Annotated in this window: 22 protein-coding genes; 17 read left to right on the top strand and 5 right to left on the bottom strand. The window is 68.6% G+C overall.

From position 1 onward, the window contains the following. Positions 1-80 precede the first annotated feature (80 nt). The gene (locus E0H45_RS19630; protein ID WP_131339258.1) at positions 81-536 is read left to right on the top strand and encodes a hypothetical protein; all 456 of its coding nucleotides are present in this window, start codon (positions 81-83) and stop codon (positions 534-536) included. Positions 537-542: 6 nt separating this feature from the next. On the opposite strand, the gene E0H45_RS19625 is transcribed toward E0H45_RS19630, so the two are convergent. Beyond that, complete coding sequence (locus E0H45_RS19625; protein ID WP_272948995.1) at positions 543-1,046, bottom strand: alpha-ketoglutarate-dependent dioxygenase AlkB; 504 nt, start codon at positions 1,044-1,046, stop codon at positions 543-545. 269 nt (positions 1,047-1,315) lie between these two features. Between E0H45_RS19625 and E0H45_RS19620 the strand changes: the two genes are divergently transcribed. The 3 genes from E0H45_RS19620 (at position 1,316) to E0H45_RS19610 (ending at position 4,454) form a co-directional block, all read left to right on the top strand. After that, positions 1,316-2,674: an amidohydrolase gene (locus E0H45_RS19620; protein WP_131339254.1), complete on the top strand. Its 1,359-nt coding sequence runs from the start codon at positions 1,316-1,318 to the stop codon at positions 2,672-2,674. Between the two features lie 18 nt (positions 2,675-2,692). Beyond that, on the top strand, positions 2,693-3,490 hold the full coding sequence (locus tag E0H45_RS19615; protein WP_131339252.1) for a dienelactone hydrolase family protein: 798 nt from the start codon (positions 2,693-2,695) through the stop codon (positions 3,488-3,490). A 250-nt stretch (positions 3,491-3,740) separates the two neighbouring features. Next, a complete protein-coding gene (locus E0H45_RS19610; RefSeq protein WP_131339250.1) occupies positions 3,741-4,454 on the top strand; it encodes a hypothetical protein in 714 nt (237 codons plus the stop codon). Here the strand turns inward: E0H45_RS19610 and E0H45_RS19605 are convergent. Next, a complete protein-coding gene (locus tag E0H45_RS19605; RefSeq protein WP_131339248.1) occupies positions 4,451-4,726 on the bottom strand; it encodes a hypothetical protein in 276 nt (91 codons plus the stop codon). The two genes, E0H45_RS19610 and E0H45_RS19605, sit on opposite strands and share 4 nt — an antisense overlap. A 109-nt stretch (positions 4,727-4,835) precedes the next feature. Between E0H45_RS19605 and E0H45_RS19600 the strand changes: the two genes are divergently transcribed. The 8 genes from E0H45_RS19600 (at position 4,836) to E0H45_RS19565 (ending at position 13,926) form a co-directional block, all read left to right on the top strand. Beyond that, positions 4,836-6,098 carry an ROK family transcriptional regulator gene (locus E0H45_RS19600; RefSeq protein ID WP_131339246.1) on the top strand — a complete coding sequence of 421 codons (1,263 nt, stop codon included), beginning with the start codon at positions 4,836-4,838 and terminating at the stop codon, positions 6,096-6,098. Beyond that, the gene (locus tag E0H45_RS19595; RefSeq protein WP_131339244.1) at positions 6,095-7,597 is read left to right on the top strand and encodes a sugar ABC transporter ATP-binding protein; all 1,503 of its coding nucleotides are present in this window, start codon (positions 6,095-6,097) and stop codon (positions 7,595-7,597) included. The genes E0H45_RS19600 and E0H45_RS19595 overlap by 4 nt, the downstream gene beginning before the upstream one ends. Then, positions 7,597-8,643 (top strand): ABC transporter permease, encoded by a 1,047-nt coding sequence (locus tag E0H45_RS19590; protein WP_131339242.1) that lies wholly within the window; start codon positions 7,597-7,599, stop codon positions 8,641-8,643. Before E0H45_RS19595 ends, E0H45_RS19590 begins: the two co-directional genes overlap by 1 nt. Positions 8,644-8,658: 15 nt before the next feature. Continuing rightward, positions 8,659-9,696 carry a substrate-binding domain-containing protein gene (locus E0H45_RS19585; RefSeq protein ID WP_131339240.1) on the top strand — a complete coding sequence of 346 codons (1,038 nt, stop codon included), beginning with the start codon at positions 8,659-8,661 and terminating at the stop codon, positions 9,694-9,696. A gap of 21 nt (positions 9,697-9,717) precedes the next feature. Then, complete coding sequence (locus E0H45_RS19580) at positions 9,718-10,881, top strand: Gfo/Idh/MocA family protein (RefSeq protein WP_131339238.1); 1,164 nt, start codon at positions 9,718-9,720, stop codon at positions 10,879-10,881. Beyond that, the gene (gene xylA / locus E0H45_RS19575; protein WP_131339236.1) at positions 10,878-12,038 is read left to right on the top strand and encodes a xylose isomerase; all 1,161 of its coding nucleotides are present in this window, start codon (positions 10,878-10,880) and stop codon (positions 12,036-12,038) included. The genes E0H45_RS19580 and xylA overlap by 4 nt, the downstream gene beginning before the upstream one ends. 157 nt (positions 12,039-12,195) lie before the next feature. Beyond that, entirely contained in the window at positions 12,196-13,197 is a 1,002-nt protein-coding gene (locus E0H45_RS19570) for a sugar phosphate isomerase/epimerase family protein (protein WP_131339234.1), read from the top strand. A gap of 18 nt (positions 13,198-13,215) precedes the next feature. Continuing rightward, a complete protein-coding gene (locus E0H45_RS19565; protein WP_131339232.1) occupies positions 13,216-13,926 on the top strand; it encodes a YqjF family protein in 711 nt (236 codons plus the stop codon). On the opposite strand, the gene E0H45_RS19560 is transcribed toward E0H45_RS19565, so the two are convergent. Continuing rightward, positions 13,916-14,650 carry a hypothetical protein gene (locus E0H45_RS19560; protein WP_131339230.1) on the bottom strand — a complete coding sequence of 245 codons (735 nt, stop codon included), beginning with the start codon at positions 14,648-14,650 and terminating at the stop codon, positions 13,916-13,918. The two genes, E0H45_RS19565 and E0H45_RS19560, sit on opposite strands and share 11 nt — an antisense overlap. A gap of 67 nt (positions 14,651-14,717) precedes the next feature. Here E0H45_RS19560 and E0H45_RS19555 point away from each other — a divergent pair, with 67 nt between their 5' ends. The 4 genes from E0H45_RS19555 (at position 14,718) to E0H45_RS19540 (ending at position 16,861) form a co-directional block, all read left to right on the top strand. Next, positions 14,718-15,212 (top strand): MarR family winged helix-turn-helix transcriptional regulator, encoded by a 495-nt coding sequence (locus E0H45_RS19555; RefSeq protein WP_131339228.1) that lies wholly within the window; start codon positions 14,718-14,720, stop codon positions 15,210-15,212. A gap of 73 nt (positions 15,213-15,285) precedes the next feature. Next, on the top strand, positions 15,286-15,465 hold the full coding sequence (locus E0H45_RS19550) for a hypothetical protein (protein WP_131339226.1): 180 nt from the start codon (positions 15,286-15,288) through the stop codon (positions 15,463-15,465). Beyond that, the gene (locus E0H45_RS19545) at positions 15,462-16,247 is read left to right on the top strand and encodes a GNAT family N-acetyltransferase (protein WP_131339224.1); all 786 of its coding nucleotides are present in this window, start codon (positions 15,462-15,464) and stop codon (positions 16,245-16,247) included. The genes E0H45_RS19550 and E0H45_RS19545 overlap by 4 nt, the downstream gene beginning before the upstream one ends. 26 nt (positions 16,248-16,273) lie before the next feature. Then, entirely contained in the window at positions 16,274-16,861 is a 588-nt protein-coding gene (locus E0H45_RS19540; RefSeq protein ID WP_131339222.1) for a HEAT repeat domain-containing protein, read from the top strand. Here E0H45_RS19540 and E0H45_RS19535 read toward each other — a convergent pair. Together E0H45_RS19535 and E0H45_RS19530 are read right to left on the bottom strand one after the other, a co-directional pair. Continuing rightward, on the bottom strand, positions 16,843-17,421 hold the full coding sequence (locus E0H45_RS19535) for a GNAT family N-acetyltransferase (protein WP_131339220.1): 579 nt from the start codon (positions 17,419-17,421) through the stop codon (positions 16,843-16,845). The two genes, E0H45_RS19540 and E0H45_RS19535, sit on opposite strands and share 19 nt — an antisense overlap. Beyond that, entirely contained in the window at positions 17,418-18,212 is a 795-nt protein-coding gene (locus tag E0H45_RS19530; protein WP_202872399.1) for an SGNH/GDSL hydrolase family protein, read from the bottom strand. The genes E0H45_RS19535 and E0H45_RS19530 overlap by 4 nt, the downstream gene beginning before the upstream one ends. 187 nt (positions 18,213-18,399) lie before the next feature. On the opposite strand from E0H45_RS19530, the gene E0H45_RS19525 reads away from it, so the two are divergent. Further along, the gene (locus E0H45_RS19525; protein WP_131339218.1) at positions 18,400-21,369 is read left to right on the top strand and encodes a sacsin N-terminal ATP-binding-like domain-containing protein; all 2,970 of its coding nucleotides are present in this window, start codon (positions 18,400-18,402) and stop codon (positions 21,367-21,369) included. Positions 21,370-21,432 lie beyond the last annotated feature (63 nt).

Below are 21,432 nucleotides of genomic sequence, written 5' to 3'. Positions count from 1 at the left end.
ATTTGCGCTGCGAAATCATGGGCCACTTTGCCCTGTGGACAACCCGGATCGGCGGCCGGAATCACGGCACCTTTACAGGCATGAGCTTCGAGAACCTCTCCGCGACCTGGGCCGACCAACCACTCACCGACCCCGGCGTTGCCGCCGACGCCGTAGACCTGATGGTCAGCCTCGGCGACCGCCGCCAAGGCACCTTCACCGTCCTCATCTGCGACCCCAACAACCACTACCGAGCCACCGTGGCCATCGACCTTCCCCCAGACTTCACTCTGGGCTCCAGTCCGAGCGGCAACCCCGCTTACCTCTGTGCGACCGCCCTCCACCCGATCATCCCCGCCGTCCACACCGCACCCGGCACCGCTCTCGTCCTCGCCCTGGGCCGCCCCGGCCCCGCCCGTATGGCCGACCTGGACGCCCAATGGGCCCAAGCCGCCGCCACCATCTGCCAAGCAGCCGGCATTCGCCTACTCGGCTTCTACGTAGCCACCAAGGACGGCATCTACCAACCAGCCCTCACCGAACCGGCTGCCGCCTGAACGCTGTCACCGCACCCCACGAGGCCGGAACTGAATGCTGATCCGCGGCCCAACGCGCCCCGTCGCCTTCGGAATCGCATGCTCCCAGGTCCGCTGACACGAACCACCCATGACGATCAGATCCCCATGCCCCAGCGGATAGCGCACAGTCGACCCGACCGGCCCACTCGACGCCCCCGGCCGAGGCCGCAGCGCGAGCATCCGAGGCTCACCCACCGACAAGATCGCCACCATCGTGTCCTCATGGTTCCCGCGCCCGATCCGATCCCCGTGCCACGCAACGCTGTCCTTACCGTCCCGGTAGAAACACAACCCAGCGGTCCGGAACGGCTCACCCAGCTCGTCCGCGTAGTGCGCACTCAAAGCTTCCCGGGCCTCATCCAGGATCGGCACCGGCAGCTCGGCGTTCTCCCCGTAAAAACACAACAACCGAGGCACATCGACCACCCGGTCGTACATCTGCCGCCGCTCCGCCTGCCAAGGCACCTCCCGAGCCAGCCGCTCGTACACCTGATCCGCCCCCGTCAACCACCCCGGCAGCACATCAACCCAGGCCCCGCGCCCCAACTCAGCCCGCGCCAGCCCACCCAAAGACCCCAACACAGGATCCGCAAAAGCATCCAGCAACGACCCCTGAAGCTCACCACCCATCCCCCCACCATACCCGACACTCGAACAAACGTTCCCCTACCAACCAGCCCCAACCACCCGGATCCCGCAGTGGTGGACCTGCGGATCGACAAGACTGCTGTACGTCGAGCAGCGCGCCGGGAGGATGAATGTCGCGAGTACTGATCCGCAATGTCTCCGTCCTGATCGTCCCCGAACAGGGGGAGTGCCGCGTCGACGAGGCGCAGGACATCTACGTCCAGGATGACCGGATCGTCGCGATCATGCCGACGTCCATCACGCTGGACGGAGGCGCTCCGGGGGCAGGTGAACCGGCGGCCGAGGTGGTTGACGGGAGTGGGCTGTTGGCAGTGCCGGGGTTGGTGAACTCGCACACGCACAGTCCGATGGTGATGATGCGGGGTGGGGCGGAGGATCTGGCGATCGAGGACTGGTTCAATCGGCGGATCTGGCCGATGGAGGTGAATCTGACGCCGGAGCGGGTGCGGGTCGGTGCGCGGCTGGCGTGTGCGGAGATGTTGCTGGCCGGCGTGACCACGTTCGTCGATCACTACTTCCACGCCGACCAGATCGCCGCCGCCGCGATCGAGTCCGGGATCAGGGCGGATCTCGCGCCGACGTTCTTCTCCTCCGCCGGCGAGGACGCGATCGATGCCGCGTTCGAGACGACCCGCGACCTGAGCAGCCGACATCCACGTATCACCGCGAGCCTCGGACCCCACGCGACGTACACGGTGACCGACGAGGATCTGCGGCGTACGGCGGACCTCGCGCGGGCCGAGGGGCGACGGATCCACCTGCACGCCGCTGAGACCGACGACCAGACGCAGGCCTCGCTCGACAAGCATGGAGTCACGCCGATCCAGGTGCTCGAGCGGACAGGTGTCCTCGAGGCCGGTGCCCTCATCGCGCACGGCTGCGGCATCCGCGCCGAGGACCTGCCGATTCTCGAGCGGTACGCCGACCGCACGACGGTCGCGTGCTGCCCGAAGGTGTACCTCAAGCTCGCGATGGGCGAGGTCACCCCGATCAAGGCCCTGCGATCAGCTGGCGTCGACGTGGGCGTCGGCACCGACGGAGCCGCCGTACACAACACTCTCGACGTCTGGGAAGCGATCCGCATGGTCGCCCTCACTCAGAAGCAGCGCGAACACGACGCCGAATGGATGACCCTCTCCGACACGCTCCGCCTCGCCACCCGAGGCAGTGCCGCAGCCGCCGGACTCGAGAACCAGATCGGCGTACTCGAGCCCGGCCGTCAAGCCGACATCGCCCTCGTCGACCTGAGCGCACCACACAACCAACCGGTTCACGACCCACGTGCCGCGCTGGTGTATTCCGTCCGCGCCTCCGATGTCGTGACCGTGCTGGTCGCCGGCCAGGTCGTGGTGCGCGACCGCCAACTCACGACCATGGACCTACCAGAAGTCCTGGTCGACGCGAAGGCCCTCGCCCATACCCTCGTAGACCTCTCCACGGGGGGTGCCGTCCAGCATTACGCCCCCTGATGCAGCAGACTTCTCGCCGTGAATGCAGAGCTGGGTTCCTGGCGGAGGGCGCCGTTCAGTGGCGGCGGCCTGACCTATGACTGCTTCGATAAGGGCGAAGGGCCCGGTGTCGTGCTGATCCCGGAGATCCCCGGGCTCACGCCCGAGGTGGCCGCGTTCGGCGAGCACCTGGTGAGCGAGGGGTTCACGGTGGTGATCCCGTCGCCGTTCGGTACGCCGGGACGCCCGGAGACCACCGGGTACGCGCTGGGCGTGATCGCGCGACTGTGCGTGTCGAAGGAGTTCCGATGCTTCGCGGCGAACGCCGAGCGCCCGATCACGAAGTACCTGCGGGCCGTCGCGACCGACCTGGCCGCGCGGACGCCGGGCCGTGGAGTCGGTGTGATCGGGATGTGCTTCACCGGAGGGTTCGCGCTCGCCACCGCGGTCGAGGACGTGGTGAAGGCGCCGGTACTGAGCCAGCCGTCGACGCCGTTCGCGGTGAGCACGAAGCTGCGCCGCGATCCCGGCCTGTCGGAGCGGGAGCTCGAAACGGTCAAGGAACGCGTCCGTACCGACGGGCTCTGCATCCTCGGGATGCGGTTCAGCAAGGACCGGATGGCGCCGGCGGAGCGGTTCGTCACGCTCCGTGCACAGCTCGGTGACGCGTTCGAGGTGATCGAGCTGAATTCGGCGCCGGGGAACCCGGACGGGTACGGGCGGAGCGCGCACTCGGTGCTTACCCGGGACCTGCGCGAGGACCCGCCGAACTCGGCGTACCACGCCCGGACACGGGTCGTGGAGTTCCTCCGGGAGCATCTGACAGCAACGGCCTGACGACGGTCCGTGTGGAAATGTCAAAACCACGTTGAGTAACCCGCACGGTGTGATTTGGTGCCCCCGCGGTAGGGAACTCTGGCTGTTGCCTGGGGGTTGATTGTTGCGGTCCGCATGCGCGGGGGAGCGGTGGGTGACGCCGTTGTTGTTCCTCTGGTCGTGGGTACCGCAGGCATGGCACGATCGGCCACCAGAGGCACTACAGGGGACGCGCAATGGCGGGTGTCATGCACTGGACGAGTGAGGCTGTATGAACGGGCGGACAGCGCAGGAAAGCCGAATCCCGATGAACGGGACCGGACCGGCCAACGGAGCCAACGGTCACGCTCCGCAATCAACCACTCACCTTGATCCACCATCGGAGTGGCAGACGGAGCAGCAGGTCGGTGAGATCCACCTGGACCAGCCGCAGGACGTCGTACCGCGTTCGGACTGGCTGTCCGAGGTGCGCGACCGGCCGCGGGAGTCCAGCGGTCCGACGCTGCGCCAGTTCAACACGCCCGTGCGGGTCGACGAGATCGCGGTCGCGGCGATGACGCTCGCCGAGGACCTGCACGCCGCGACGCAGAACATGCCCGAGTCCGTCGAGCTGCGGCGGTTCCGGCGCGATCTCGACCAGGCCGCGACCACCTTCCGCGACCTGGCGACCAAGCTGGAGGTCACCGCCGGCAAGCTCGTCCGGCTGGCCGCGAACGAAGGACAGGCCTGTGGCGTCGGCTGGGGCGTCTGTCCCGAGCACGGCCTGACGCTGATGAACGTCGGCGACACCGTCACCTGCCACGTCCTCGGCTGCGGCCGCGAGAACGAGGGCGAGGTGGAACGGTGCGTGCACCCGGTTGGATACCGGGTTGTCGACGCCGCCGGCCCGTCGCTGCTGACCTGCGCCGGCCACGCGATCGCCTGCCGTCTCTACTTCGACAACCCGGTGATCACAGCGACCGCCGACAGCATGGAACTCTTCTAGACGATCGGCGCCGTCGGCCGCACTGAGGTCAACGGCGCCTGTCCCTTGAACATGCGCCCGCCGTCGTTCGTCAGGCGGAGGTAGTAGTCGGACGAGCACGCCGTACCGTCCTCGTCGAGACTGCAGGTCGGGTTGAACCGCTGCAGCGCGACCGTGTCGCAGCCGTTCTGCTGCATCCACTGGAAGTGCGTGTTCACGGTCTGTTGGTCGTACGACGAGAACAGCCGAGCCGCTTGCCCGTTCGGGCAGGAGAGGTTGCGGTGAGCGTACAAACGGCTACAAAATCCTGCAATAACTTGACTGTTGCGAACTCTTGACCTGCCTCTCTGCCTGAACTTAGTTTGTTGGCTCAACAGACAAAATCTGGAGAGGGGTGCCCAGATGACGCTGACGGACGGCCGTCGCCCGGGGAGCCGGGGCGTTGCCGCCGATCACGTGTCGCTCCGGCGCAACAACCTCTCGGTGGTACTGCGGCACGTCCGCGATCTGGGCCCCCGGTCCCGGGCCCGGATCGCGGAGGAGACCGGCCTGAACAAGGCGACCGTCAGCAGCCTGGTCGCCGAACTCGTCGAACGCGGCCTGCTCCGCGAAGGCCTGGCTGACTCCAGCCGCGCCCTCGGGCGTCCGGGACAGCTCGTCGAACTCGACGGCACCGGGGTCTGCGGCGTCGGCGCGGAGATCAACGTCGACTACCTCGCGGTCGCGGCCCTCGACCTGGCCGGCGACGTCGTGCTCGAGAAGCGGGTCCCGGTCGACGTCGCGCATCTCGAACCCGGTACGACGCTCGATCGGTTGGCCGAGCTGGTCCGGGAAGCCGTCACAGCGGTCGACGTGAGGCACGGAGAGTTGGCCGGGGTCACGCTCGCTGTGCCCGGGCTTGTGCAAGTGGAGACGGGTGAGTTGAAGCTGGCGCCCAACCTGGGCTGGGGCGAGCTGTCCGTCGCGCAGGAGATGCGCAGGCGGCTGGGTGAGCCGACGTACCCGTTGCACGTGGACAACGAGGCGAACCTGGCGGCGTTGGCGGCGTACGCCGAACTTCGGCGGACCGAGGACGAATCCCTGCATGATCTCGTGCTGCTGACCGGAGCGGTCGGTGTCGGCGGCGGTGTGGTGGCCGGTGGGCATCTGATGCGCGGCGGGCACGGGTACAGCGGCGAGGTCGGGCACATGCCGGTCGCCCCGCCCGGGCGCACCTGCGGCTGCGGGCGGACCGGATGCTGGGAGACGGTCGTCGGACTGACCGCACTGTTGCACAAGGCAACGGACAGGGACGACCCGGTGCGGGATCCGTCGCTGGACGTGGAGCAACGGCTGGCCGGGATCACCCGGCGGGCCGAAGCGGGGGATCCGCGGACGCTGTCCGCGTTGAAGGACGTCGGCACCTGGCTGGGGATTGGGGGAGCGATTCTGGTGAACATCCTGAACCCGGACGTGCTCGTGCTGGGCGGCTACTTCGCCGTGCTCGGGCCGTGGCTGAAAGAACCACTGGAGAAGGCGATCCAGGACCGGGTGATCGCACCGGACGGCGGCGGCTGCCGGGTCGTCCGGTCGGAGCTCGGCTTCGCGGCGGCTGTCCGCGGTGGCGCGCAGATCTCGCTCGACCAGGTCTTCGTCGACCCGACGCGGATCGGGGCCACGCCATGACGGACCTGCTGAACATGATGGGCATCGTCAAGGAGTTCCCCGGGGTACGGGCGCTCGACGGTGTGGACCTCGACGTACGGGCCGGTGAGGTGCACTGCCTGCTCGGGCAGAACGGTGCGGGCAAGTCCACGCTGATCCGGGTGCTGACCGGCGCCCACCAGCCGGACGCGGGCATGATCCGGATCAACGACGAGCCAGTGCAGCTGAACAGCCCGACCGCGGCGATCCAGCGCGGCATCGCCGCGATCTACCAGGAACTCGACCTCGTACCGGACCTGACCGTTGCCGAGAACATCTTTCTCGGCCACGAACCGACCCGCTACGGCTTCAGCCGGACCCACGAGGCGAACACCAAGGCACGCTCGATCCTGCAAGGCCTCGGGCACCCCGAGATTCCCACCAACCGATCCGTCGGCTCGCTGCCGGCCGCCGGTCAGCAGGTGGTCAGCATGGCTCGCGCGCTGTCCCGCAACGCCCGCCTGATCGTGATGGACGAGCCGTCCGCGGTGCTCGATCCGGAGGAGGTGTCGAACCTGTTCCGGGTGATCCGCGGCCTGACCGAGAGCGGGGTCGCGGTCGTCTACATCTCGCACCGGCTCGAGGAGATCCGCGAGATCGGCGACCGGGTCACGGTGCTCAAGGACGGCGCGACCGTGGCGACCGGTCTCGACGCCCGCGAGACGCCGACCAAGGAACTCATCCAGTTGATGACCGGGCGCTCGATCGAGTACGTGTTCCCGCCCCGCAACGAGATGCCGGACGCCGCGCCCGTCGTGCTCGACGTCGTCGATCTGAGCCGCCCCGGTGAGTTCGCCGGGATCGGGTTCGAGGTTCGCGCCGGCGAGATCGTCGGCCTGGCCGGGCTGGTCGGCTCCGGGCGTTCCGAAGTACTGGAGACCGTGTACGGCGCGCGACGCGCGGCGACCGGATTCGTCCGGGTCGACGGTGCCGTACTGCGGCCGGGCCGGGTGCAGGATGCGGTGAAGGCCGGTGTCGGACTCGCACCGGAGGAACGGAAGAGCCAGGCTTTGCTGCTCGACGAGGCGGTGTTCAAGAACATCACGGTGTCGACGTTGGGCCGGTTCGCCAGTAGCGGATTCCTGAACAGTCGGGCCGAACGGGAGGCGGCCGGGAAGTTGGCCCTGGAGCTGGATGTGCGTCCCCCGGGCGTGGACCAACCGGTGCGCAACCTGTCGGGTGGCAATCAGCAGAAGGTGGTGCTCGCGCGCTGGTTGCTGCGGGACTGCCGGGTGCTGCTTCTCGACGAGCCGACCCGGGGTGTCGATGTCGGGGCGCGTTCGGAGATCTACGCGCTGATTCGGGAGCTGGCGTCCAACGGGGTCGCGATCGTGCTGGTCTCCAGCGAAGTTCCGGAAGTGCTCGGTCTGTCGGACCGGGTCGTCGTACTGCGGGAGGGGCGTGCCGTCCACACGGGGCCCGCGCAAGAGATCGACGAGCACCAGGTCCTGGACCTGGTGATGGAAGGAAGTGCGGGGTGATGAGTGAGGCCAACAGAATAGAAGAGGGTGGCACGACTCCATCGAAACAGGACACGGTCACCCAGCCGGCGAGGCCACGGTCGAGGACCGACCTGCTGAGGTCGGGCTTCGGTCGCAACCTCGGGCTCGTCGTCGCCCTGGTGCTGCTGTGCATCGTCGGCGTCGCGACCGCGGGCGACACGTTCGCGACCGGTGCGAACGTGCTGACCATCCTGCGGCTGGCCGCGGTCATCGGGGTGGTCAGCGTCGGGATGACGTTCGTCATCACCGGCGGCGGGATCGACCTGAGCGTCGGCGCGATGGTCGCGCTGGCGTCGGTCTGGGCGACCACGCTGGCGACCCAGCAGCTGGCCGCCGACTACCACTGGATCTTCATGGTCAGTACGGCGCTCGCGGTCGGAGCCGCGTGTGGTCTGGTCAACGGCCTGCTGGTTGCCTACGGCAAGATCGTGCCGTTCGTCGCGACCTTGGCGATGCTGGCGTCGGCCCGTGGTCTGGCCGAGATCATCTCCGACCGGAAGACCCAGATCATCACGGTCAACTCGTTCGAGGACTTCTTCGGCGGCTCGCTGATCGGCGTACCGGTGCTGATCTGGATCTTCCTGCTGGTCGCCGCGGCCGGCTGGGTGCTGCTGAACCGGACCACCTTCGGCCGCCGCACGTTCGCTGTCGGCGGGAACGCCGAGGCCGCCCGCCTGGCGGGCATCAAGGTCCAGCGTCACACCGTGGCGCTGTACGTCCTGGCCGGGCTGTGCTGCGGGATCGCCGCGGTGATGCTGATGGCGCGGACCACAACGGGGAGCTCGACCCACGGTCAGTTGTACGAACTCGATGCGATCGCGGCGGTGGTGATCGGTGGCACGTTGCTGTCCGGTGGCCGCGGCACGATCGTCGGCACCGTGTTCGGCGTACTGATCTTCACGACGTTGAACAACGTCTTCACCCTCAACAACCTGAGCATCTCCGCCCAGTCGGTGGCGAAGGGCGCGATCATCGTGGTCGCCGTCCTCCTCCAGCAACGGCTGGCGCGTCGTTCCACCAGCTGACAGAGGAGGACAACGATGTCCCGAAGTACCGCTCGAACACTCGTGATCGCAGGGTTGAGTGTGCTCGCACTCGCCGCCTGTACGAGCAACACACCCAAGGCCGAGGAGGACAAGGCCGCACCGGCCGAACAGGCCGCGGTGAAGAACGACGAACCCGGCAAGAAGGTCAAGATCGGGTTCTCCGCACCGGCCGCCGACCACGGCTGGATGGGTGCGATCACCAAGGCCACCCAGGCGGAGGCGAAGAAGTTCTCCGACGTCGAACTGATCGTCGCCGAAGGCACCAACGACGTGAACCTGCAGATCAGCCAGGTCGAGACGTTCATCAACCAGAAGGTCGACGCGATCGTCCTGCTGCCGTTCGACGGGGCCGCGCTCACCCCGGTCGCGACGAAGGCGATGGAGGCCGGCATCACGGTGGTGAACGTGGACCGCGAGTTCGACAGCCCGTTCGCCGCCCGTACGACGGTGCTCGGCGACAACCACGGGATGGGCGTGTCGGCCGGCACGTACGTCTGCCAGCAGCTGAAGGGCAAGAAGGACGCGGTGGTCGCGGAGATCGCCGGGATCGACTCGCTGCCGTTGACTCAGGACCGCAGCAAGGGTTTCAAGGAGGCGCTCGCCGACTGCGGCCTGAAGGTCAGCAACCGGGTGGCCGCCGAGTTCACCGTGGAGTCCGGTGAGAAGGCCGCGGCGAACCTGCTGCAGGCGGCGCCGAAGCTCGACGCGATCTGGAACCACGACGACGACCAGGGCGTCGGCGTGATGGCCGCGATCAAGAACTCCGGCCGCAAGGAGTTCTTCGTGGTCGGCGGGGCCGGTTCGGCGAACGTGATGCGGGACATCAAGTCCGGCAGCTCGTTGCTCAAGGCCACCGTCATCTACCCGTCCACGCAGGGCGCCGACGGCGTCCGGCTGGCGCGGCTGCTGGTGCAGAAGAAGGCCCTCGGCGACCTGGTGGAGGTCGAGGTGCCGCGCACCGTGCAGCTGTACGCGCCGGTGGTGACCAAGGACAACGTGGACCAGTACCTGCCCACCGCATTCGAGAGCTGATTCGAGAGAGCTAGGAGAGTCATGGAGAACCTGGGCATCGGCCTGATCGGCTACGCGTTCATGGGGGCGGCCCATTCGCAGGCCTGGCGGAGCGCGCCGCGCTTCTTCGACCTGCCACTGAACCCCGCCATGAACGTGCTGTGCGGCCGCAACGCCGAGGCCGTCCAGGCGGCCGCGACGAAACTCGGCTGGAAGGAGACCGAGACCGACTGGCGCAAGCTGCTCGGTCGCGACGACATCCAGCTGGTCGACGTGTGCACGCCGGGCGACAGCCACGCCGAGATCGCGATCGCAGCCCTGGAGGCCGGCAAGCACGTCCTGTGCGAGAAGCCGCTGGCCAACACCGTCGAGGAGGCCGAGGCGATGACCGCGGCCGCCGAGGCGGCCAGGGCCAAGGGGATCAGGTCGATGGTCGGGTTCACCTACCGCCGGGTGCCGGCCATCGGGCTGGCCCGCCGGCTCGTTGCCGACGGCAAGCTCGGCACGATCCGCCACGTCCGGGCGCAGTACCTCCAGGACTGGATCGCCGATCCGGAGGCGCCGCTGTCGTGGCGGCTGGACAAGGAGAAGGCGGGGTCGGGCGCGCTCGGCGATATCGGCGCGCACATCATCGACCTGACGCAGTACATCACCGGCGACACGATCGGTGAGGTGAGTGCGCGGCTCGAGACGTTCGTCAAGGAGCGGCCTGTCGCCGCGGAGCACTCGGGACTGGCCGGTACGGCGGGCACCGAGCGTGGACCCGTCACGGTCGACGACGCGGCCGTGTTCCTGGCCACGTTCCGCTCCGGCGCGCTGGGCGTCTTCGAAGCGACCCGCTTCGCGACCGGCCGGAAGAACGCGATCCGGATCGAGATCAACGGAAGCCTCGGCAGTCTGGCGTTCGACTTCGAGGACATGAATCTCCTGCACTACTACGACGCCACCGAGGACTCGAGGACGGCAGGTTTCCGCCGCATCCTCGCCACCGAACCCGACCACCCGTACGTCGCGGCGTGGTGGCCACCCGGCCACCTGCTCGGCTACGAGCACGGGTTCACCCATCAGGTCGTCGACCTGGTCACCGCGATCGCCGAAGGCGCCGATCCGGAACCGTCGTTCGCCGACGGGCTGCGAGTCCAGCGCGTGCTGGCCGCGGTCGAGGCCAGCTCGGCATCCCGACAATGGCAGGAGATTCCTGAATGAATGACTACACCCCGACCAAGGACGACAAGTTCTCCTTCGGTCTGTGGACCGTCGGCTGGGAAGGCGTCGACGTCTTCGGTACGGCGGTCCGCCCGAAGATGGACCCGGTGCACGCGGTCGAGAAGCTCGCGGAACTGGGCGCCGCGGCGGTCACGTTCCACGACGACGACGTCGTACCCGACGACTCCACCCGCGGACAGGTGCTGGAGCGGTTCAGCAAGGCGCTGGCCGAGACCGGCATGGCCGTCGAGATGATGACCACGAACCTGTTCGCCCACCCGGTGTTCAAGGACGGCGGTCTGACCGCCAACGATCGCCAGGTACGGCGGTACGCGCTGGCGAAGGTGCTTCGCAACGTCGACCTCGCGGCCGAGCTGGGCGCGACGACGTACGTGCTCTGGGGCGGTCGTGAAGGTGCGGAGTCCGGCGGCTCGAAGGATGTGCGGGCCGCGCTCGATCGCTACAAGGAGTCGATGGACATCCTCTGCGCGTACGTGCGCGAGCAGGGGTACAACATCCGGTTCGCGATCGAGCCGAAGCCGAACGAGCCGCGCGGGGACATCCTGCTCCCCTCGATCGGGCACGCGATTGCCTTCATCAACGATCTCGCCGACCCCGAACTGGTCGGGATCAACCCCGAGGTCGGGCACGAGCAGATGGCGTCGCTGAACTACGCGCACGGGATCGCGCAGGCCTTGTGGCACGGGAAGCTGTACCACATCGACCTGAACGGTCAGCACGGTCCGCGGTTCGACCAGGACCTGCGGTTCGGCGCCGGGAACTTGCGCGAGGCCTTCTGGACGGTCGACGTACTGCAGGGGTCCGGAAGCTACCCGGCGTACGACGGGCACATCCACTTCGACTACAAGCCGCCGCGGACCGAGGACGAGGAAGGCGTCTGGGAGACCGCTCGTGGCTGCATGCGGAACTACCTGATCCTGCGCGACAAGGTGCAGGCGTTCCGTGCCGACCCCGAGGTCGCGGAGGCACTCGCCGCCGCACGTGTCGCGGAGCTGTCCGAACCCACCCTGGCCGAGGGTGAGTCGCTGGACGACCTCCGCAACGCGACGTACGACCGGGACGCGCTGGCCGAGCGCGGTCTCGGATTCGAAAGGCTGGACCAGTTGGCGATGGAGCACCTGCTCGGCGTCCGTTGATCTAGCCGGTAGTACTCCCGCGCAGGGCAGAGCACGGGATCCTAGTGATGGAGCGCACCTTGCTGTGCCTTCTCGTGCTCGCCCTGATCGCGGCCTGATGAACCCGTCATCCGGGCCGGCGGCGGGAACGCCGGGATCCCCTGACAAGGAGAAGGACATGGCTCGACCTATCACGTTGTTCACCGGCCAGTGGGCCGACCTGCCGTTCGAGGAGGTGGCTCGGCTCGCGTCGTCGTGGGGATACGAAGGACTCGAGATCGCCTGCTGGGGCGACCATCTCGACGTACGACGTGCCGCCGAGGACCCGGCGTACGTCCGGGACCGGCTGGACATCCTCGAGAAGCACAACCTGAAGGTGTGGACGATCTCCAACCACCTGCTCGGGCAGGCGGTCTGCGACGACCCGATCGACCAGCGGCACCAGGCGATCCTGCCCGCGCACATCTGGGGCGACGGCGATCCGGAGGGTGTCCGGCAGCGTGCGGCCGAGGAGATGAAGACGACCGCGCGGGCGGCGCGGGCGCTCGGCGTGGACGTGGTGGTCGGGTTCACCGGTTCGTCGATCTGGAAGACGGTCGCGATGTTCCCGCCGGTGCCGCCGGCGATGATCGAGGCCGGGTACCGGGATTTCGCGGATCGGTGGAACCCGATCCTCGACGTGTTCGATGAGGTGGCCGTGCGCTTTGCGCACGAGGTGCACCCGTCGGAGATCGCATACGACTACTGGTCGACGACCGCGACGCTGGAGGCGATCGGGCACCGGGAGGCGTTCGGGCTGAACTGGGACCCGTCGCACTTCGTCTGGCAGGACCTGGACCCGGTCGGGTTCCTGTGGGACTTCAAGGACCGGATCTACCACGTCGACTGCAAGGACGCGAAGCGTCAGGTCGGCAACGGGCGCAACGGCCGGATGGGTTCGCATCTGGCCTGGGGCGACCCGCGCCGCGGCTGGGACTTCGTCTCGACCGGGCACGGGGACGTCCCGTGGGAGGCGTGTTTCCGGATGCTCAACTCGATCGGGTACGACGGCCCGATCTCGGTGGAGTGGGAAGACGCCGGCATGGACCGCCTGGTCGGCGCCGCCGAAGCCCTCCAGTTCGTCCGCTCCCTCGCTTTCGACCCACCAACCGCGTCCTTCGACGCCGCGTTCTCGTCCTAGGGGGATACGCTCGGTTGCATGAGCTGGCCGGTAGCGCCGGGGCTGCCGCGGACGCGGATTCTGCGGCAGCGGTGGCTGGATCTGACGTTTGTGCACTGGGCTTTCGCGCCGGCCGACGTCGCGTACTTCTTCCCGCCGGGGACCCGGCCGGACACCTTCGAGGGACGCACGTACGTCGGCCTGGTCCCGTTCCGGATGATCGACACCGGACTCCCGCACGGCCCGTCCGTTCCGTACTTCGGATCGTTCCTGGAGACGAACATCCGGCTGTACTCCGTGGACGAGACGGGCCGGCGTGGTGTGGTGTTCCTGAGCCTCGACGCGAACCGGCTGGCTGTGGTGGCAACCGCGCGCACGGTGTTCGGGCTCCCGTACCGCTGGGCGCGGATGTGCCACGAACGGCACGAAAGCCATCACACGTACGCGTCGACCGTCCGTCAGTCCGGCGTGCAAGCGCTCGTCGGCGTCGAGATGGGCGAACGCCTGCAGGCCGGGCCGTTGGAGGACTTCCTCACCGCGCGGTGGGGACTGCACGTCCACCGCGCCGGTCGCACCTGGTACCTGCCGAACGAGCACCCGCCCTGGATCCTCCACGCCGCAAGCCTTACGGCGCTGGACGTCGACGGGCTGCTGCGATCCGTGGGCCTCGTGCCGCCCGACCGCCCGCCGGACCATGTCGCGTTCAGCGCCGGCGTTCCCGCGGAGTTCGGCGTACCGCTCAGGCTATGAGCTCCGCGGTCTCCTGGATGATGAACGGGATGCCCAACTGACGGGCCCAGCGGTTGACCTCGGTCGCGAGCGCCCGTGAGCCCGCGGCGTCACCCTCGTCGCGGAGCAGGACGGCGAGCATGGTCTGCTGAGCAAGCGCGGGGCGCAGGTACCCGGCTTTCTGCAGGAGCTCGGTCGACCGCTCCCACTGCGTCCGCGCGAGCGCCAGATCGCCGGCTGCATGAGTGTGGTACCCGAGATGCCGGAGCGCCATCGACGTCAGCCACTCGTCGTCGCACTTCTCACCCAGCTCCAAGGCGGTCTCGTAGTACTCGATGGCCTCCGCGGGCTGCTCGTACACGTTGTCGGCCATCGCGCCCGCCCAGAAGTTCGCGGCGCCGCGTCGGCCGTCGTCGGGAGCCTCGTCGATGAGCGTGAGAGCGCGCTCACTCAGGTTCTTGCCGCCGGACTGGAACAGCGCGCTCGCATAGTCCTTGCGGAACTTCAGCATCGCGAGGTCCCACGAATCGCCGGGGACGGCTGCGAGCGCGGGAGAGGCGTGGTCGGTCTGCTGCCCGAAGTCCTGGTCGACGGTGACCTCGGCCAGTCCCAACGCGAGCACCTCACGCTCGGCGGCATCGTCAGGCCGGGCGGCGGTCAGCAGGTCGGTCGCAGCGGCCCACTGGCCGGCGCGTATCAGGTGGGTGGCGGCGGTGACGACATCGACGGCTGCGAGTTGGCTCATGCCCATCACAGTATTTCGACATCGAAATATTTGACAACTAACCTTCAGCGGCTGAAAAGTTAGTCGGGTGAAAGACTTCGTAGACGCACACGTCGACCTCTGGGCAGGGGAGCTCGACGACCTCGACCGGGACGTCGAAGGCATCACCGTCCGTCTGCAGGTGCTGACGCGGTACCTCGAGCGCCGGCGAGAAGCCGTGCTGGCGGCGTACGGGCTGCAACTGTGGGAGTTCAAGACGCTCCACATGCTGCGCCGCGGCGGCACGCCGTACCGTGCGACGCCCGGCGAACTGGCCCGGCAGCTCGGGATGTCTCCGGCCGCGCTGACCAATCGGCTGGACGCGCTCGAGAGCCGCGGGTACGTCGAACGCACGCACGACCGCGACGACCGCCGCAAGGTCGTCGCGACGCTGACGCACTCGGGGAGCGCTCTCTGGGAACGCGGAATCGACGACATCCTGCGGGTCGAGGAGGAACTGATCCACCACCTGCCCGCAGCCGACCGGACCCGCCTCGACAGCCTGCTCCGGCGCCTCGTGCTCGTCACCGAGAAGGATTCCTAGCTGCCGCATGTCGAGTTCGGCCGATCGGATCCGACGTCTCCGTGTAAGCACCGAGAGACCGGAGGACGGACCGATGGAACCGCTGAACCTGATGGTGTCGCTGAGCCACTTCGCGAACGCCGAGCGTGAGAACAAGCACGGCCTGAGCGAGCCGGCCGGGCGTGGCCGCCGCGCCGAGCGGAAGGCGTGGAAGTTCTCAGCAGGACGAAATGTGAGGCGGATCTGGACAAGGCATGCCAGAGTCCTCCCGTGACCGATGCTTTGAAGAACGACCTGCTCGCGGCGTACGACGATCAGCTGCGGGGGACCAGTGAGACGGCGGACGTGCCGACGAGCACCGACGGGCCGGTGATCCGGGTCGAGTACCCGAACCGCGGCTTCGTCAGCTACCGCTCCCTCGACGGTCTCGACGGCGCGGAGATCGACGCGCTGATTGCCCGGCAACGCGACTACTTCGCCGCCAAGAGACAGGCCGTCGAGTGGAAGCTGCGCGGTCACGACCAGCCGGCCGACCTTCCGGACCGGCTGAAGGCCGCCGGGTTCGAACCCGAGGAGCAGGAGACCGTACTCGTCGCCGAGAGCGCGGACATCGCGGAGCGCCTGCAGGGCCGCGACGCGGTCGACGGCATCACGATCCGGATGGTCGGCGAGCGCGCGGACTTCGAGCGCATCGCCGCAATGGAGTCGACGGTCTGGGGTGAGGACTGGTCCTGGCTGACCGACGACCTGGTACGCCGGCACGCGGGCGGCACCGAGGTCTATGTCGCCGAGGTTGACGGCCAGGTGGTCTCCGCCGCTTGGGCCGTCTACAAGAAGGGCACCGAGTTCACCGGTCTCTGGGGCGGTTCGACGCTGGCCGAGTGGCGCGGCAAGGGCATCTACAAGGCGCTGGTCGCGGTCCGTGCGGCGCGGGCGGTCGAGCTCGGCTACAAGTACCTCCACGTCGACGCCTCCGACGACAGCTCCCCGATCCTCCAACGCCTCGGCTTCCTCGCAGTCACCACCACGACGCCGTACGTCCACACCCCGGGTTAAACCTGGCCTCGGCTACGGTGACGCGCATGCCGACGCCGCCGCAGCCTGCTCTCGACCGGACGAGTCGCCGCCTGATTCTGCGCGACCACGTCGGGAACGCCGACGTACGTGCGTTCGTCGATGCCGCCGGCTGGACCTTCGTGGGTCAGATCGACCGCGATCTCGAGCACGGGATCGGATACGAGGCCAAGTGGTCGACTGACGGCGGCGATGCGCACTACGTCGTGGACGAGTTCGCCGACGTCGTCTATCTGCTGGCGCCGGACGCGGCGCACGCGTCCATCGAGAATGCGCTCTCCGTGTGGACACTCGACGAGCTGATCGAGGACAGCTACGTCCACGTCTATCCGGCCGGCTGGGCGAAGTCGGTACTGCGGCTCGGAGCCGGCGCGCCTGTCGTAGCCGACGAGCGGGTGTTGGACCACTTGGTGTTCTCGGCGCAGCACGCCGACGTCCCGGTACGGCGGGCTGCGCTGTGGGCCATGGTTTACGCGGCGTGGCCCGAGTTCACCGAGGCGCTGACAGCGTTGGCGCGTGACGAGGACCCGGGGATAGCGCGCGAGGCGCTGGACGCCCTTGAGTTGCTGAGTGCGGCTCAGGCGGGTGGGCGGTAGAGCGCGTAGTGCATCGGGCCGTTGTGGGGGAGTTCCAGTTCGGCGATGACGGTGAAGCCCAGTGATTCGTAGAAGCTGAGGTTCGCCGGGTCCTGAGTTTCCACGAAGGCGGGGGAGTGCGCGGCGTCCGCGGTTGCGAGACCGGGGCTGATGACCGCGCGACCGAGCCCTTGACGCTGGTGGTCCGGGTCGACGGCGGCCAGTGCGAGGAGCCAGACAGGATCGCGAGGATGGAAGAGCGCGATCGCCTGGCCGTACTCCGCTGTGAGTGGGCCTTGGGACCCAGCGAGCTCCTGGAACGCGGCCGCGTGGGGCGCGAACGCATCGGCCGGTAGATCGGGCGGGAGCCAGACGGCGACCGCGCTCACGTCGTCGGTGACCCAGACGCGACCGTGCGGCAGCCCGATGCCACTGACGAACAAGCGGTGGTACTCCGTGAGCCGATCGAGGTACCCATCCGGGTCGAAGCACGCGCGGCTCATCGGGTAGTCGGCCAAGGCACGGGTCAGTGTGGTGACGGCGGCGTCGACGTCCGAAATGGTTGCCTCGCGCACCTTCATGTGCGGAGGGTCCTGAGAACCAGGTCGGCGACGGCGCGCATGCCGACCGCGTTCGGGTGGTACGAGACGTGGCCGCCCAGATAGGACGGCCGCAGCGTGAATCCGGTGGTCCACGGCTCGGCCGATCCGATCGCGTGATCCCGGCTCGCCGCCGACGCCGCCACCAGGTCGGCCCCGGACGCGGCGGCCGCCTTCGCGAACGCAGCCGCCAGACCGTCGGCCATCAGCGCGATGCTCGGCAGCTGTTCCTCGTTCAGCGGTACGTCGAGGCGCGGCCGGGTCGCCGGCCCGACCAGGCTCAGGTAGTCGACCAGCAGGATCCGCGCCTCCGGAGAGCGCTCTCTGGCTCTCTCGACCACCGTGGTCAGAGAATCCGAGACGGTCTGGTACGACGCGTCGTCCTTGAGGTAGCTGACTCGCGCGCGGATCCGGTTCGCCACCCGGCGGCCGAGGATCGACGCCGGTTTCGCGACCGTGTTGAGGAAACTGCCGCGGAGGAACGTCCCGACGTACTCGAGATCGTTGCCGCCGACCGTGATCGTCACGAGAGCGGTCTCCGGCGTGAGCGCGTCGAGCTGCGGCGGCGCCTCGTCCTGCGGGGTGTCGAGCACGTGCGCGGTGGTCGCGCCGGAGTACGAGACGTCGACGAGATCGAGGCCGAGCTCGGTCGCGACGAGTCGCGCGTAGTTGTTGCCCGAGCGTCCCGCGGGCGGGTGCACGATCGGGCGGATCCCCGGCCCGGCCGCGAACGAGCTGCCGAGTGCGACATACCGACTGCCGGAAGCGATCACCGCACCACGATAGATGACCCGCCGTTGCCGCCGCGTGGCACTTCCACGATGGACTGTCCGTCGAGTCGTGGGTTTCGGCGGCCAGATGCAGCCTCATTTCACGACTCGCGGTTTAGGGGACCGACCAAACCCCACGACTGCCTGTTGGGACGGAAGTGGGTGCCCGGGGGTGCGTCATACTGCGTCGGTGACTGACGATGTGTTCGGTACTGCGGGGATTCGCGAGCGGGTGCTGGCTGGGTGGGCGGCGGCGCCTGTGCGGTTCCGAGAGGACGCGAATGCCGAGGAGGAACTCGCGCTCGGCGGGTACGTCGACCGGCTGGTGATCGAGCTCGCCCAGAACGCCGCCGACGCGGCCACTCGCGCGGGTACGCCGGGGCGCGTGCTGTACGAGTTCCGCGCCAACACCCTCGTAGTCGCCAACACCGGCGCACCACTGGACGCAGACGGCGTGGAGTCACTCGCCACCCTCCGAGCATCAGCCAAACGCGACGAGCGGGTGGCTTCCTCGGTGGGGCGGTTCGGGGTGGGGTTCTCTGCGGTGCTTGCGGTGACGGATGAGCCGGTCGTGATGTCGCGGACCGGGGGTGTTCGGTTCTCGAAGGCCGACACCGCCGCGGCGATCGCCGACCTCGGCAGCGCGTCCCTGGATACCGAACTCCGGCGTCGCGACGGCCAGGTGCCCGTCCTGCGGCTCCCGTTCGCGACCGAAGGCGAACCGCCTGCCGGCTACGACACCGCGGTCATCCTCCCGCTCCGCGACGAGGCCGCCGCGGACCTCGTCCGCCGCCTGCTCACCGAAGCCGACGACGCGCTCCTCCTGGCGCTCCCGGGCCTCGAACGCATCGAGATCGAGACCGACGACACCCACCGGATCCTCGAGAACGCGGCCGACCGCTGGCACATCCACCGCGCCGCCGGCACCTTCACCACCGTCGAACGCGAACACCTCCTCGCCGACCGCCCCACCGAAGAACGCACCCGCCCGACCTGGTCGGTCGTCTGGGCGCTCCCTCGCAGCCCTCTCACCGAACTACCGCCTGTAGTCCACGCACCCACACCCACCGACGAACCCTTCTCCCTCCCAGCCTTGCTCCTGGCAACTTTCCCGCTCGACTCCACCCGGCGCCACGTGGCAACGGGACCACTGACGGATCGCCTGGTCCGGGAAGCGGCGACGTCATACGGCGAACTGCTGCGCCAGCGAGCCGAGAACCGAGACGACGTACTGCCGCTGGTGCCAACCGGCCTAGCGGCGGGTGCACTCGATCGCATGCTCCGCGACGAGATCCTCCGCGTCCTGCCGAGCATCCCCATCCTGTCCGCCGTCGACGGCACCATGCTGCAACCGAGCGAGGCGGTCGTGGTGGACGGCGCCGACGAGGCGTTCAACGAGGTGCTGGCGCCACTCGTACCAGGGCTGATTCACGCGCGCCGCGAGGACCGGTTCGCGCTGGACGCCCTGCAGGTACGACGCCTCGAGCTGGCGGAGGTGGTTGATCAGCTCGGGGGAGAGGCACCGCCCGGCTGGTGGCGCACGCTCTACGCCGGGCTCTCGACCATGGTCACCGACCCACTGATCCGCGAATCGCTCGGGACCCTCCCGGTTCCGCTCGCCGACGGCCGGCTCGTCCGCGGCGCCCGCGGTCTTCTGCTGCCCGGACCCGAGATTCCGGTCGACACGCTCGCCGCATTCGGTGAGTACGGCGTCCGCGTCGTACACCCGGATGCCGTCGACCCCGTCCTCGAACGCCTCGGCGCGATCCCCGCCACCCCACGCTCGCTCCTCGAAGACGGCGCCGTCCGTGCTGCCGTCGAGCACTCCGCGGACGCCGACGACCCGGACGCGATCGCGCACGCCGTCCTCAGCCTGGTCGCCGCCGACCCGACCCAGGCGGAAGGCCTGTGGTGGCTGTCCGACCTCGTACTTCGCGACGCGGACGGCGAACTCGTTCCCGCGAACGCCCTGGTCGTCGAGGGTTCCGACGCGCAAGCAGTCCTCGACGCCGACGAGGTCGCATCCATCGCCGGCGACGTCCTCGACCGGTACGGTCTGCCCGCACTGGAGGCCGTCGGCGTCCTCGCCTCGCTCGGTGTCGTCGGCGCGTCCGACGTCGCCCTCGACCGCCTCCCCGAGGCCCTCCAGGACCTCGACGGGATCGAGGACTGGGCGCACGACGTCGCGCCCGACGGATCCCGGTACGGGGCCACAATCGGCGAGCTCGAAGCGATCCGCGACCTCGACTGGATCACCGACGACAGCTGGCCGAAAGCCCTGCAGATCTTGGGTTCTGAGCCCGAACTGCGCCGCGCGCTCGTCACCCAGGTCCGCGTCGTCGGCCCGGACGACCGGCCGCTCGGCGTACCGTCGTACGCGGCCTGGTGGATCCGTGAACACGTCCTGCTCGATGACGGCGAGCCGCTCGCCGGACGCGCGGATCCCGACGCCGAACCGGTGCTCGCGACGTTCCTCGACGAAGCCCCTGCTTGGACGGCCGGGCTCGATCCCGAGGTCCGTACGGCGGTCGGCCTGGTCCGCGACGTCGGCGACCTTGATGCGGACGGCATCGGCCTCGTTCTCGATCGGCTGGCCGACCCTGAGCGCGAGGTCGACGAGGCGTCGATCCTGCGGCTGTGGAACCGGCTCGGGACGCTTGCGCTGTTCCCGGGCGCCCCGCCGGCCCAGGTCCGCGTGCTCGACACCGACGGACGCGGGACCCGGGTCACCGACGCGGACGGCGCGATGGTGGTCGACGGGCCGATGTGGGTGCAGCGCGACGACCTCGGCGGGTTCGTGGTCGGATCCGGCGCCGCGGCGGACGGGCTCAGCGACCTGTTCGACGTACCGCTCGCCCAGGAAGTTGCCGAAGGCAAGATCAACGGCGAGGGTACGGCGGCCGACGTGCCGGCGATCGTCCGCGAACTCGTGCCCGAGGTCCCGGCGACGTGGTGGGAACACGAGGAGCTCACCGTCGACGGTGTCGAGGTCTCGTGGTGGGTGGACGCCGACGGTGTTCCGCACGCGGCGACGTTCGACGGGCTGGCGAAGGCCCTCGCGTGGGCCGCCGGGCGCTGGGACCGGCGGCATGTGATCCGCGCGGTTCTCAACGAACCGGACCGTTCCGTGGAACTTCTGGTCGACGCCGTCTACGACTGACCGGAACCGGCCGTCCTGGACCGGAACGTCTACGCGGCGTGACGTCGTTGGAAGCGTTTCCGC

This window comes from Kribbella soli, from assembly GCF_004331345.1.
Lineage (GTDB): Bacteria > Actinomycetota > Actinomycetes > Propionibacteriales > Kribbellaceae > Kribbella > Kribbella soli.
This window is presented reverse-complemented; position numbering and strand designations above follow the sequence as displayed.